Genomic DNA, 13,904 nt, shown 5'->3' on the forward strand with positions numbered 1-13,904 from the left:
CCCCTCTCCCGCCGTGCGGTGGGAGAGGGGGTTGGGGGGTGAGGGAGTCAAACGCAAAGGCGCATGGTCGAGCCGGACGGTTGTCCGGCTCCCGAAGGCGCAAAGGGAGCCAAGACGCAGAGGAGTCAAACGCAAAGGCGCGAAGGCGCAGAGGACGCAAAGGTTGTTTGGGGATAACCACCACGAGCCACAAACGACACACATGTCACCATTTTTTGTGCCTTTTGTGTCTTTTCGCGGCTATTGACCCCCGTCCCTTACTCCATCCACCGCCGTTGCAACGCCGCCAACACCCCCCGCGCCTCAAGGCGGGCAAGGGCGCGGTTGATCTCGGCTTCGAGCTGGAAGGCGGCGGCAGGCATCGCCAGCACGTAAGGCTCGTAGGTCAGCGCGGCAGCAATGCGCAGATCGCCGTCGGCCAGCGCGCCCAATGCAGCCACGTGATCGAGGATAGCGGCATCGATCGCGCCTGCGCGTAGGGCGCGGGCCAGCGATGCCGCTTCTTCGGCCTCGACGAGGATCAGCGGGGTGGTTAAGGCCAAACGGCGCGCCAAGGCATCGCCTTCGCTGCCCAACACTACGCCAAGGCGGCGATCGCGCAGATCGGGCAAGCCGGCAATCGGGCTGTTCACAGGGGCGACGAGCATCAACCCGCCATCGAAGTAAGGTTGGGAAAACCGGGCGCGGTAGCCTTGTTCGGGAGCGTAGGGCAGGGCCGAGGCAATCAGATCGGCTTGCCGGCTGGTTAACTGATCGTAGAGCGCATCAAAGCCGCTCCGCACAAACACTGCCTCGACCCCCAACTCAGCAGCCAACGCTTGCACGAGTTCAATGTCAAAGCCGGTCAGCACTCCATGCTGATCTTCGACAAACGGGAGGTAGCCGGGATCGACTGCAACCCGCAGCACACCGCGTTCGCGCACAGCGGCATACACCGGATCGATCGGGGCAGCGCCGGTTTGCACGTTCCACACCAGCCATGCGTAGGCTGCCACCGTCACAAGGGCCATTCCATCAAGCCAGCGGCGCCAGTGGCGCAGCATCGCGATCTTGCCCATACCCAACGCCTCTCATTGGCAATTGCCCATTGCGTATGCGCTGTAATGCACATCTATCTGCTCCATGTGGAGCCGGCGCACAATTTATGAGAGCATTCTCATCTTCACGCCTTGACCGCTCATCTAACCATCGGTATACTTCATATAACAGCATCGTAACGATCATAACACGTAATGTCTTCCCCCGTCCGAATCGTCAGCGCAGCAGCGCACAACCGTCACGTCAGTTCTGGAATGGGAGTCGCGCATGGCAATTGAGCCCTACCGCCCAACCCCTGATTCAACCGCCACGAATCGCGAGCAGGAGCTTGAGAAGAAGATTGCAAAACTCTTTGAGCGCTGGAATTGGAAACTGTTCCGCTTCTTGCGCTTGATGCTCTTCCTCGGCATTGGTATCTGGCTGGCCGCCAACCTGCTCCCCGGCATTTTCAACATTATTATCACCGGCGAAATCGGCAATCTGATCCTCCAGATCATCCCGGTCGCCGTGTACCTCTTCTTCTTCATCGGCTTCCAGTTCTGGCTGATGTACTTCTTTATGGCCCGCACCCGCATCTACTGGGTCAAGCCGGGGGAAACCGGCGTCAGCTTCAAAGACTACCGCGGCAACCCAGAGGTGTTGGAAGCGGCGCGCCGGGTGGTGACGCTGCTCAAAGGGGCAAAAGAGTTCAAGCAGATGGGTGGTGAAGTCACCCGCGGCATCTTGCTGATCGGCCCTCCCGGCACCGGCAAGAGCTACCTTGCCCAAGCGATCTCCACCGAAGCCGGGGTGCCGTTTGGCTACCTCAGCGCGCCATCGTTGCTCTCGGCGTGGATGGGGATGGGCAATATTAAGGTGATGAACCTCTACCGCAAGGCCCGCCGTTTCGCCCGCGAGTACGGCGCGTGCATCCTGTTCATTGATGAAATTGACGCGATCGGGATGGCGCGCAGCTCGAACCTGATGGGTACCGGCGCTGCCGGCGCGGGGATGAGCAACCGCGAGAATGTGGTGATGGGTGTCGGCGGCATGATGGGTGGCGGCAGCAGCTTGCTCAACGAGTTGCTGTTACAGATGGATCCGCCGCCGCAAGATCAGACGTGGTGGGGCAAGCTGCTGCGTCTCGTCGGGTTGCGGCGCGGTAAGGCCGAGATGCCGCCGGTGCTGACGATGGCCGCTACCAACCTTGCCGAGACGCTCGACGCCGCGCTGCTGCGGCCCGGTCGCTTTGACCGCAAGATCGCGGTTGAGCCGCCCGACGCCGATGGTCGCCGCGAGGTGATTGAGTATTATCTGAGCAAGGTCAAGCACGAGCCGATGCCGATTGACCGGATGGTCGCCGACACGATCGGCTATACACCGGTGGCGATTAAGTATGTGATCAACGAAGCCACCATCCATGCCCACTTCGATGGCCGCGCTGCGATCAACTACTGGGACTTCACCCAAGCGCGTGAGATCCACGAATGGGGTCTGAAGCAGCCAATCCGCAGCATGTCTTATGAAGAGCGCCGGCGGATCGCGTATCACGAAGCCGGTCACGCCTACGCCGCCGTCAAGCTGCTCAAGAAAGAGCGCCTGACTAAGGTGACGATTGTACGCCACGGCAACGCGCTGGGTTTTGCGGCGTGGAAGCCGGAAGAGGAGATTCACACCCGCACCCGCGAAGAGCTGCTCGATCGGATCAAGATCGCGCTGGCCAGCCGCGCTGCCGAAGAGCTTTTCCTCGGCACGCAAATGAGCGGCGTCACCGGCGACTTGCAGAGCGCAACCGGCATCGCGGCAATGATGGTCGGCGCGTATGGCATGGACAACAGCTTCTTCTCGTACCTGCTCTTCGGAATGCAAGGATTGTCGGCGCCGGATGTCAAGCCGCGGGTCGAAGCGATCTTGCAAGAGCAGTACCGGATCGTCAAGCAGATGCTTGAGCAGAACCGGATGGCGGTGATTGCGATCGCTGAGGCGTTGATCTTGCGCAACGAGCTGACCGATATTGACGTGAATGAGATCTTGGCCCGGGTTGAGGCCGAGCACCCCTACTTGCCGCCGAGCGAGAAGCCAGAACGGCCAGCCTTTGGCTTTGCCGCGGCGCTAGCACGCTCGAATACCACGCTGGTGCGCCGCCGCCGTGAACCAGTGGTGCTCCCGGCTCCCAGCCGGCCAGCGCCTGAGATTACCATCATCGATGCCCAGCGCCGGGATGCGGTGGACGGTGCGACATCGTCGTAGGAGCGCGACGAAGCTAGGCTTAGGGTGAGGAGGGTAAGGGCGGGGTTGCAACCCGCCCTTACTGTATACCCCGCCATACTATTGCTCATACTGCCCCGACTAGACCGTGTATAATCAACCCCGATAGAGTGTGATAGCAGACACCTGAGGAGTGCCATGACCGAGACATCCCTCACCACGCATGATCTCTTGCGCCAACGGTACGGCGATGCCATACCCGAACGGATCATCAGCAACGCCGCGATCGATCTGCTGCTCAGCCACCGCTCGGTGCGCTCGTACAGCAACGAACCGCTGCCGGAAGGCACGCTCGAAACCATGATCGCAGCGGCGCAATCGGCGGCCACTTCATCGAACCTGCAAACGTGGAGTGTGGTGGCAGTGACCGACCCGGAACGGAAAGAGCGGTTAGCGACGCTGGCCGGCAACCAAAACCATATCCGGCGCGCGCCGCTCTTCTTAGTCTGGCTCGCCGATCTCAACCGGATCGCGCAAGCGGCGGAAGCGCGCCAGATGCCGCACGACGGCTTAGACTACCTCGAAATGTGGCTGGTCGGTGTGATTGATGCCGCGCTCGCAGCGCAAAACGCGGTGATCGCCGCCGAATCGCTCGGTCTTGGCACCGTCTACATCGGCGCCATCCGCAACCATCCGCTCGATGTCGCCGCCGAACTGCGCCTGCCGCCGATGGTGATGCCGGTGTTCGGCATGTGCGTTGGCAAACCCAACCCCGACCGGCCAGCAGCGATCAAGCCTCGCCTGCCGCAGGCCGCCGTCTTGCATCGTGAAGTGTTCCAGCCTGAGCAAGTACCGCCGGCGGTTGAGCACTACAACACGACGATGGCCGCCTTCTACGCCGCGCAACGGATGAACGTCGAAGGCGACTGGGTTGATCACTCGGCCAAGCGCGTCGCCGGGCCGCAGAGCCTGTCGGGACGCGATGTGTTGCGCGATGTCTTGCACCAGCTCGGCTTTCGGTTGAAATAACACAACCTCGCTCACGATCATTTCACGCTCCCGCTGCGCAATACCTTGTGCAGCGGGAGATATGTTATACTACACAGAGATTTGGATAGATTTGGCGAGATTCCTGACGCTTGCGAGCACAGTGTATAACTAACAGTATAGAGGGTGGAGTGATGCACTCTTTAGAACTAAGAGTGTAGGTGTTTTGCGGCATACATTCGGGTGCGATTTTAGTGACGATTTGAACGAACGTTGACAATTGGCGCTTGTGACGGCGTAGGCAGTCTCATGTCATTGCGAGGGGGCGAAGCCCTCGAAGCAATCGCCCGCTCTCACGAGAACGGACACTGCGGGGGTGTGAATCTGTCATTGCGAGGGAGCGGCGGCACCGAGCTTTGCTCGGTGCCGCCCGACCGAAGCAATCTCCCGCTTTGGCGAGAACGGATGCTGAGGGGATTCGTTCCGTGCTCGGAGGAGATTGCTTCGCTCCGCTCGCAATGACAAGCGGGGGGGCGCGAGGAGTGCGGACAGGCATGCTTCCCGTGCTCGGAGGAGATTGCTTCGCTCCGCTCGCAATGACAAGCGGGGGGCGCGAGGAGTGCGGACAGGCATGCTTCCCGTGCTCGAAGGAGATTGCTTCGCTCCGCTCGCAATGACAAGTGGGGGGCGAGAGGAGTGCATGCAGGCATGCTTCCCGTGCTCGGAGGAGATTGCTTCGCTCCGCTGCGCTGCGCTCGCAATGACAAGCGGGGGGCGAGAACGGATGCTGCGGGGGTGTGAATCTGTCATTGCGAGGGGGCGAAGCCCCCGAAGCAATCTCCCGCTTTGGCGAGAACGGATGCTGAGGGGGTTTGTTCCATGCTCGGAGGAGATAGCTTCGCTGCGCTCGCAATGACAAGCGGGAAGTGGGAGATTGCTTCGCTCCGCTGCGCTCGCAATGACAAGTGGGGGAGGGGGGGATTGCTTCGCTGCTCTGCGCTGCGGGCAGAGCGCGGCTCTGCCCCTACCACGCGGCTCGTAAGGACTGGTGGGGAGTAACTAAACGAACGATGAGCGACAAAGAACCGCCAACCTATCTTTCGCTATCGGCGGCCAGCCAATTGTTAGGGGTGCATGCCTCGACCTTGCGGCGGTGGGCCGATGAAGGGGCAGTGCCGGTGTACATCACACCCGGCGGGCACCGCCGTTTTGCCCGCGCCGATATTCTGGCGCTGGCAGCGCGACGACCGCTGCCAGCGCAATCGCTTAGCAGCGTGCTGGCCAGCAAGGCGCTGGCCCAGACCCGCAGCGAGCTAGCCAACCCTTCGACAGCGCCGGCGTGGATGATGGCGATGAGCGAGCATGAGCGGCTGGCATGGCGGCGAGTCGGCCAGCAGTTGATGGGAGTGGTACTGCGTTATGTCAGCTCACACGATGAGCATAGTCCATTGCTGGAAGAGGCGCGGGCCATCGGTCGCAACTACGCCCGCCTTGCCCGCGCCGCCGGCTTGCCGCTGACCGATGCGATTGCCGCTGCGCTCTTCTTTCGCGATTCGCTGGTTGAGGCGGCAATGGATCTCCCTGAGGAAGCCCACGTGCGTCCGGCTGAGAGCGCCCGGCTCTTGCGCCGGATCAGCCGGGTGGCGAATGAAGTGCAACTGGCAGTCGTTGCTGGTTATGAAGCAGAGGAGTGAACCGTGGATGCGAAAGAACAACGCTTGAATGTGCCGCGCACCCTGAAACTGGGCACCTTTCACATCGGTTCATCGTTCATTGATCTGTTGACGTCGGGTGTTTTGAATCGGGTGTTGATTACCGACTTAGCACTGGCTGCCACACCGGTCGCGCTGTTATCGGCGCTACGCTATTTGTTAGCGCCGCTCAGCATTTGGGCCGGTTACCGCTCGGACTTGCGCCCAGCCGGTACATTGCGCCGGCTGCCCTTTATCTGGGGCGGACGGTTGCCGATGCTGTTATCGTTACCGATCTTGCCATTTGTGACCGGGTTGTTGGCGGCTGATCCCTCATCACTCTTGGGGTGGGGACTAGCACTGTTTGCATTTCTCATCTACGGCGTTGGCACCCTGATTTCGGGAGCCACCTACCTCAGCTTGGTGCGTGATAGCGCGCCGCCGGCCCGCCGTGGGCAAGCGCTGGCGATTGTGCAGGTCTTTTTGGTGATCAGCTTCCCGGTGGCGGGAGTGATTTACGGACGCCTCATGCCGGTGTACGATCAAGCCAGTTTCTGGCGGTTGGTGCTGATCGGTATGACCGTTGCGTTTGCGTTTATTGCGTTTGCGCTGTGGCGGGCGGAACGTCCGGCAGAAACGCCAGTGGACGCCGATCCAACCCCGCCGGAGCCGTTCTTGCCGCTTTTGCGCCAGATGTGGTCGGATCAGCGGGCGCGCTGGTTCTTCCTCTTCCTCGCACTCGGCGCAGTGAGCGCCTTCGCCCAAGACGCGGTGCTCGAACCGTTTGGCGGTGATGTGTTTGGGTTGGATAACGGCCAGACCACGCGCTTCAATGCCTATTGGGGTGTGGGGGTGGTGATCAGTCTTTTGGGGACAGTTTACTTCACTCGCCACCGCGCCGCCCACGAGCAGACCAGTGTGGCGATGGTGGGGTTGGCCTTCACCGCACTGCCGCTATTCTTGCTCGGTATGATCGCGATCACCGAATGGCAAGCGTTGCTCATTCCGGTGCTGTTCATGTTTGGCTTGGGCTTCGGCGTTTACACGGTCGGCGCGGTGTCGCTGCTGGCCGCGATGACCACCGAACGGCACGCGGCAGCGTACCTTGGTCTCTGGTCAATGACGCAACTGCTCTTCCGCGGTCTCGGTATCTTTGCTGGCGGCGCGGTGCGCGATGTTGCGCTCTGGGCCAGCGGGTCGTATACTATCGCCTATGCGAGCGTGTTTATGCTCGAAGCAATTGGTCTGGTCGCATGCATCCTGATCTTGCAGCGGGTTGACGTACCCGGTTTCGTGCGCGGCGAGAGCCGGCCACTCGGAGCGACGGCAACGCTGGCCGCTGCGGATGGGTAATTGAACCTGTCGATGGGTAGCGTGGGGCCGGTTTGAAACCGGCCTCACTGATGCCCGCTGCTCACGTACCAACACTATGCGCATTGCACACTTCTGGATGACCCTGTTCGCGGTGGTCTTGATCGGTTGCGGCAGCGCCGCCCCGCTTACCCCGACCCGTTCGCCCGTCGAAGTCCGGCAAACGCAGATTGCCCTCCAAGGCTTGCCTACCGTGCCGCCAGCGCCAACCGAATTGGCCCGGCCTACGGCAACGCCACGGCCAGCGATCAATCTGGTGGAGTTGCTCAATCTGAGCGATGATGATCCGCGCGCGCTGGGTGATCCCAAAGCGCCGGTGCTCATGATCGAATTCACCGACTATGAATGCCCCTTCTGCGCCCGCTTCGTCAGCGAGACGCGCCCACGCATTATCAGCGAGTTTGTCGAAACCGGAATCGTGCGCTTGGTGGTGCGCGACTTTCCACTGACTTCGATCCACGCTTCGGCAGTCTTGGCGGCGAGCGTGACCCACTGCGCGGCAGCGCAAGATCGGTTCTGGCCGGTGTATGAGATGCTGTTCCAAACCCACGGAGTGGAGTGGGGCGGAGTACCGAAGCGCGATCGGGCCACGTTGATTGAGTTAGCAGGCAACCTTGGTCTCGACACAGCGCAGCTCACCGCCTGCCTTGACGACCCGGCGACCGAAGCGGCGGTGCTGGCCGAGCTGGAGGCAGCCTCGCGCTTGGGCATTAATTCAACGCCCAATTTCCTTGTCAATGGCCAATTGGTGCGGGGTGCGTTGCCGTTTGAGAGTTTTGCCAGTTTGATCCGACAGTTGGCCGGACGGTAGGGGCACGGGGAGGGGCAGAGCGGCGCTATGCCCCTCCCCTATGCCCCTCTCCTCTGCGTTACCGTTCGCGCGCCACCCGCAACGCGCCGGCTAACGCCACAATCATCACGCCTAACACGGCGAGCTGGCCAGCAATATCGGGCAGCGTCGCGCCGCGTTGGACAATGGCAATCACCGGATCGATCATGTAAAAGGTCGGGAAGAACTGCGCAATCCATTGCGGGATCATCGGGAACAGCGCGATCAGCGCCGGCGCGTAGAGCAGCAATCCCAACCCCTTGACGGTGGCGAACAGCGAGTTGATGTCGCTGACCAGCACACCGAGCAGAATGCCGAACTCGGCGGACAGCACCGCACCGAGGAAGAGCACCAGCAACACCAGCCAGATCTGGCTGCTCCACGCGCCATTGAGGGCCAGCACCACCAGCGCCATCACTGTGCTCAGTGCCACGCCGAGCACCCCCTTGGCGACATAGATCTCGGCGCGGGTCGCCGGCGTCACCAGCAGCGCATGCAAGGTGCGGCGCTGCTTCTCGCTGACCAGCGATGAGGCCGGCAGCATCAACGCGCCGAACACCACGGTCATCAAGACCAGCAGCGGCAACAAGCGCTGCTGCCACGTCAGCTCATTGTTCGCGCCGAGCATCGTGGTCGCGATAGTGACGGGAGGTTCGTGACCGGCCAGCTCGCGCAACCAATCAGCAATGGCGGTACCGATCAAGACTCGATCGCGTAGCAAACTCTCACCCCATACATACACGGTCAGGCTGCCGCTTTGCCCGCTCAACACGCGCTGATCAAAATCCGCTGACACCAGTAATCCCACATCCACCGCCCCATTGGCCGTCGCATCACGCAATTCGGCCTCGCTCGCGTAGCGGCGCACGACCAACCCCGGCATCGCTTCGGCCAGTTGGGTTAGGCGAGAAGCGCCGGGATCGACAATGCCCAAACGCGGCTTGCCGCTAAAGAATGTGCCAAAGATCAGGCCCAACGCCAGACTCAAACCGAGCGGCACCACAATGGTAAAGATGAAGATAAAGTTCTTTGGCCCCTGCACCGCCTCGCGGTAGAGCAGGGCAAGGATCCGGCGCAGACTCATGCGAACCTCCGTTGCAAAATGGCCATGCCCAGCGCTAGCAAGAGCAGAGCCGAAGCGGCGAGCGGCAGCAGATTGCCGCCCACCTCGGCCCAGCCGGCGCCAAAGTTGAGCGAGCGGTAGATCGTGTCAACCAGATAGTGGGTGGGGATGAGCCGCACCCAATCGGCGGCCAAACCGGGGATCAGGACGGTAAAGGTGGGCAGGGCCATAATCAGCAGCGCCAGCATACCCCAGCCCATCACCGACATCAGATCGCGACCAAGCGACGCGATCAGAAAAGCGACGCCGGTCATCAACACCGAGCCGATCAGCAGCGCGGTGAGATTGAGCAACGGCGCCTGCGCCAAGCCGCCGGTGACGGCAAGCAAGATCACGGCTTGCACAAAAGCAAAGAGCGAACCAAACAGACTCTTGGCGACAAACAGGCCGCGCATGGTCAGCGGCGTCACCAAGAGCGCGCGGATCGTTCCCTGCTCCACTTCGGCAGCGATCAAACTGGCCAGACCGAGGCACTCAACCATCAGCACCAGCACGGCAAAGAGCGGCAGCATACGCTGGCGGGGTGCGATCTGCGCGCCGGCCAGATCGGGGCCAAGGATCACCTCACTGATCGTCACCGGCAACGCTTGGCCGGCGAGGGTGAAACTCAGCTCACGGGCAGCCGCTTCGTAGACGCCAACAACATCGGGAGTCACCTCCGGCGCCAGCAGCAACTCGACTGCCGGACGGGAGCCTTGGCGAAGCTGGTCAAACAGATCGGGCGGAAAGGCAAACCCGACCGTCACCTCGCCGGCAGCCACAGCGGCGCGCAGATCGGCGGCGGAAGCGAACTGCTTCACCACTACTGCATCATCAGCGAGCGCCTCGGCCAGCGCCGGCGGCATTTCGGGAATAACCAACCCCACCTTCAGAGTCTCATCAACCGTGGCCGGCAACAGGAAATAGATGGCTGCATACGCCACCAAACCGAGCACTGTCACCAAGGCAAACAAGCGATTGGCGAAATAGAGCCGGGCATCTTTCTGGATCAAGGCCCAGATCGCAGCAGCGTTCATAGTGGATCCTATCGCTAGGAGAGTGCTGCGGGCGCGTTGCACCCGCGCAATGAGACGATGGTTAAGCCAAACCGCGACCGGTCAGACGAATAAAAATATCTTCCAGCGTCGCCTCTTCGCTATGGAGAGTCACCACTTGGTGATGGGCAAGCAAATCGGCGATTTCAGCCGGCGTTTCGGGCCGGTCGAGAATAATCTCGCGGGTGAACAACTTCCCATCGGAACCAACCACCTCGGCGCGCACCATGCGCTTGCCATACTGCTGCTTGAGGTTATGCGGCGTATCGAGGGCCACAATCTTGCCGCTATTGATAAAGGCGACCCGATTGCACAGGCGGTCAGCCTCGTACATATCGTGAGTGGTAAGAAAAATCGTCGCGCCGCGCTGCTGCTCTTCGAGAATCACGCGCCGGATCGCCTCGGCAGAGGTCGGGTCAAGCCCCTCGGTCGGCTCATCGAGAAAGAGAATATCGGGACGATTGACCAGCGCGCGGGCAATCATCAGCCGCTGTTTCATACCTTTGGAATAGCGTCCGACCAGATCGGCGCCGCGGCCATCGAGACCGACCCGGCGCAGCAAGGCGTTGACATCAACATCGCGCACGCCAAACAGCTTGGCAAAGAGGCGCAGATTATCAACGCCGCTCAACTCCTCGTAGAGATTAGGCTGCTCGAAGCAGACGCCAATGCGGGCCTGCACCTGCTTGGGATGGCGTGCCACATCAATCCCCAGCAACAACGCGCGCCCGCTGGCCGGACGGAGCTGGCCGGTCAGCATCTTGACCGTCGTGGACTTGCCGGCGCCATTCGGGCCAAGAAAACCGAGAATCTCGCCGGGGGAGACGGTAAAGCTGATGTGATCGACCGCGAGCAGATCGCCGTAGCGATAGGTCAACTCTTCAGCGACGATGGCAGGTTCAGGCATAACGACCTCGCGCAAGACAAGAACCGCCGGCGCGATACCGGCGGCCCGTGCGGTTACGCAATCATTATAATCCCGTTGCGGCAGACTGCAAGATGATGTCAGGCAGTTTGAGGTGCAACTGTCGCAACCGAAGGAAGCTATGGCATGCGGCAGTGAGACTGCCGCACGCCATAAGCGTAAAGCGACTGCATGGAGCAAAAAATGATGGCAATAAACGCAACCATGCTATACTACCCATACCACGCTATACAGTACGCGAGCGGGAGACAGATTCCCAAGTACAACCACCACGTAGAGAGCGTCATGAACAGCGCACTGACCAGCTTTAGCCACCGCTTCATCTCACCGTCCGACTTGCCAGCCGCGACACCTACCCTCTTGCTCTTGCACGGCACTGGCGGCAACGAACACGATCTCATCCCGATTGGGCGCGAACTGATGCCACACGCTGCGCTGCTCAGCCCACGAGGGCGCGTGCTGGAACGGGGTATGCCGCGCTTCTTTCGCCGCTTCGCCGAGGGTGTCTTTGACATCGACGACATCAAACGGCAGGCAGCGGCGCTCAACGAATTTCTCGACGCCGCAGCGACAGCATACAGCTTTGACCGGCAGCGGGTCATTGCCGTTGGCTACTCGAACGGCGCCAACATCGCCGCCGCGCTCCTCTTGCTCCACGGGGCCGTTCTGGCCGGAGCCGTGTTGTTGCGGCCAATGACGCCACTGGTGCCTGAACCGCTCCCTGATCTAGCAGGCGTGCCGGTGCTGGTAGTGGCGGGGAAGTATGATGGGTTAGTGACAACTGCGGAGACTGAACGGCTCGCGGGCCTTTTGCAAACCGCCGGGGCAACCGTCACCCTTGCGATGCTCGAACAGGGCCATCAACTAAGCCAAGAGGACATCCGCATCGCGCGGGAGTGGTTGCAGGCGGGACACGTTGCGGTTGGCTGAGCGATCTGAATAGAGTGGTGACGAAACCAAAAACCCTGCTGGAGTTGGCTCCGGCGGGGTTTTGTGATCTTAAAGACAGGCAAGAACTCCCTAGCAATCGGGTTCGGCGCAGCGTACGATCGAACCATTCAAGCGCCTCGTGACATCTGGCGCGTTTGCGAAAGGAGCATCCCATGCGACGACGACGCAAACCTACCGCAAACGTCGGGATCAGCAGCATCCTGATTGGCGCCGTCCTTACATGCGGCATTATTGGCATCATTGGCGCACGTATCAACGCCACAGCAAGCAACAGCAGCCAACCCACCGCGCGGCCATTGCCAACAATGGTTAACACCCAAGCGGCGGCGCAGCCAGCGGTTGCCACGCCAACCTCAGCGCCCACATCACCCACAGCCACACCAACCCCGGCGCCCGCAACACCCACTGCCGCGCAGCCATTAGCATCGCCAGCACCATCGCCAACGGGAACAGGGCCAACCATCCTTGTGGCCTGCCTTGAAGGATTGGCGTGGGAACCGGCCACGCTCGTGCGGGTGATCGACGGCGACACCATTGACGTGAGGATCAACGGGAGTACAGAGCGCGTCCGGTACATTGGCATCAACACCCCTGAGCGCGATCAACCGGGGTACAGCGAGGCGACTCAAGCCAACCGCCGCCTCGTCGAGAGCGGCCCGCTCTGGCTCGCGCGCGACGTCAGCGAGCGGGATCGGTTTGGGCGGCTGCTCCGCTACGTCATTGCCGGCGAGCAATTTGCCAACCTCGCGCTGGTCGAACAAGGGATGGCGCAAGCCGCTACCTTTCCGCCGGATGTACGCTGCGCAGACACCTATCTCGCCGCGCAACAACGAGCGCGCGAGAACGGCGCCGGCTTGTGGGCGAATCGGGCAGCGCCGGCGGCGCAACCGACGATCATGCCGGCAACCGGCCAGCAATGCCATCCAGCCTACCCCGACATCTGCATCCCACCGCCGCCGCCCGATCTCGATTGCCGCGACATCCCGCACCGGCGGTTCCGGGTAGACTGGACGTATGGCGATCCGCATAACTTTGACGGCAACCGGGATGGAATTGGCTGCGAGCGGCAGGGCGACGATGAGGGCGAAGCATCCCTCTTGTTACCGCAGCGGGCGCTTTAGGGCCGGGATCGTCTGGAATAGCCACAAAAAGACACAAGAGTCACAAGTGGAATAGCCCTCACAATATTTTCGTGTTTTTTGTGGCTTTTAGTGGCCATTGATACAGACCCGAGCATCGGTACCCGGCCCTAAAGGGCCGGGCTATGATTACGAAGCCCGCTGCGCGGGCTGCTGGCCCACCTCCAGCCCCTTTCCCATTAGTGTTCATCCGGTACCCGGCCCTAAAGGGCCGGGCTATGATTACGAAGCCCGCTGCGCGGGCTGATGCCCCCACCTCCAGCCCCTCCCCCACTAGTGTTCATCCGGTACCCGGCCCTCAAGGATCGGGCTATGATTACGAAGCCCGCTGCGCGGGCTGCTGGCCCCCACCTCCAGCCCCTTTCCCATTAGTGTTCATCCGGTACCCGGCCCTAAAGGGCCGGGCTATGATTACGAAGCCCGCTGCGCGGGCTGCTGGCCCACCTCCAGCCCCTCCCCCACTAGTGTTCATCCGGTACCCGGCCCTAAAGGGCCGGGCTATGATTACGAAGCCCGCTGCGCGGGCTGATGCCCCCACCTCCAGCCCCTCCCCCACTAGTGTTCATCCGGTACCCGGCCCTCAAGGATCGGGCTATGATTACGAAGCCCGCTGCGCGGGCTGCTGGCCC

General features: G+C 61.5%; 11 protein-coding genes. 7 read left to right on the forward strand and 4 right to left on the reverse strand.

Going from position 1 to position 13,904, the window contains the following annotated elements:
* Positions 1-257: 257 nt before the first annotated feature.
* Positions 258-1,058: an ABC transporter substrate-binding protein gene (locus A6A03_RS17835; protein WP_245669053.1), complete on the reverse strand. Its 801-nt coding sequence runs from the start codon at positions 1,056-1,058 to the stop codon at positions 258-260.
* 247 nt (positions 1,059-1,305) lie between these two features.
* Between A6A03_RS17835 and A6A03_RS17840 the strand changes: the two genes are divergently transcribed.
* The 5 genes from A6A03_RS17840 (at position 1,306) to A6A03_RS17860 (ending at position 8,085) form a co-directional block, all read left to right on the forward strand.
* Entirely contained in the window at positions 1,306-3,267 is a 1,962-nt protein-coding gene (locus A6A03_RS17840) for an AAA family ATPase (RefSeq protein WP_066790996.1), read from the forward strand.
* Between the two features lie 156 nt (positions 3,268-3,423).
* The gene (locus tag A6A03_RS17845; RefSeq protein WP_066790998.1) at positions 3,424-4,254 is read left to right on the forward strand and encodes an NADPH-dependent oxidoreductase; all 831 of its coding nucleotides are present in this window, start codon (positions 3,424-3,426) and stop codon (positions 4,252-4,254) included.
* A gap of 1,028 nt (positions 4,255-5,282) precedes the next feature.
* Positions 5,283-5,906: a MerR family transcriptional regulator gene (locus tag A6A03_RS17850; RefSeq protein WP_066791000.1), complete on the forward strand. Its 624-nt coding sequence runs from the start codon at positions 5,283-5,285 to the stop codon at positions 5,904-5,906.
* Between the two features lie 3 nt (positions 5,907-5,909).
* Positions 5,910-7,256, forward strand: coding sequence for a BCD family MFS transporter (locus A6A03_RS17855; protein WP_066791002.1), 1,347 nt, complete (start codon positions 5,910-5,912; stop codon positions 7,254-7,256).
* A 76-nt stretch (positions 7,257-7,332) separates the two neighbouring features.
* On the forward strand, positions 7,333-8,085 hold the full coding sequence (locus tag A6A03_RS17860) for a DsbA family protein (RefSeq protein ID WP_066791004.1): 753 nt from the start codon (positions 7,333-7,335) through the stop codon (positions 8,083-8,085).
* 58 nt (positions 8,086-8,143) lie between these two features.
* Here A6A03_RS17860 and A6A03_RS17865 read toward each other — a convergent pair whose 3' ends face one another.
* The 3 genes from A6A03_RS17865 to A6A03_RS17875 all read right to left on the reverse strand — a co-directional run bounded on the left by A6A03_RS17865 (position 8,144) and on the right by A6A03_RS17875 (position 11,167).
* Positions 8,144-9,187 carry an ABC transporter permease gene (locus tag A6A03_RS17865; protein WP_066791007.1) on the reverse strand — a complete coding sequence of 348 codons (1,044 nt, stop codon included), beginning with the start codon at positions 9,185-9,187 and terminating at the stop codon, positions 8,144-8,146.
* Positions 9,184-10,242, reverse strand: coding sequence for an ABC transporter permease (locus tag A6A03_RS17870; protein WP_066791008.1), 1,059 nt, complete (start codon positions 10,240-10,242; stop codon positions 9,184-9,186). The genes A6A03_RS17865 and A6A03_RS17870 overlap by 4 nt, the downstream gene beginning before the upstream one ends.
* Positions 10,243-10,303: 61 nt before the next feature.
* A complete protein-coding gene (locus A6A03_RS17875) occupies positions 10,304-11,167 on the reverse strand; it encodes an ABC transporter ATP-binding protein (protein WP_066791010.1) in 864 nt (287 codons plus the stop codon).
* 303 nt (positions 11,168-11,470) lie between these two features.
* Here A6A03_RS17875 and A6A03_RS17880 point away from each other — a divergent pair, with 303 nt between their 5' ends.
* Positions 11,471-12,115, forward strand: a complete 645-nt coding sequence (locus A6A03_RS17880) for an alpha/beta hydrolase (RefSeq protein ID WP_066791011.1) — start codon at positions 11,471-11,473, stop codon at positions 12,113-12,115.
* A 173-nt stretch (positions 12,116-12,288) separates the two neighbouring features.
* A complete protein-coding gene (locus tag A6A03_RS20525; protein ID WP_156525389.1) occupies positions 12,289-13,257 on the forward strand; it encodes a thermonuclease family protein in 969 nt (322 codons plus the stop codon).
* The last annotated feature ends 647 nt before the right edge of the window (positions 13,258-13,904 follow it).

This window comes from Chloroflexus islandicus (assembly GCF_001650695.1).
Lineage (GTDB): Bacteria > Chloroflexota > Chloroflexia > Chloroflexales > Chloroflexaceae > Chloroflexus > Chloroflexus islandicus.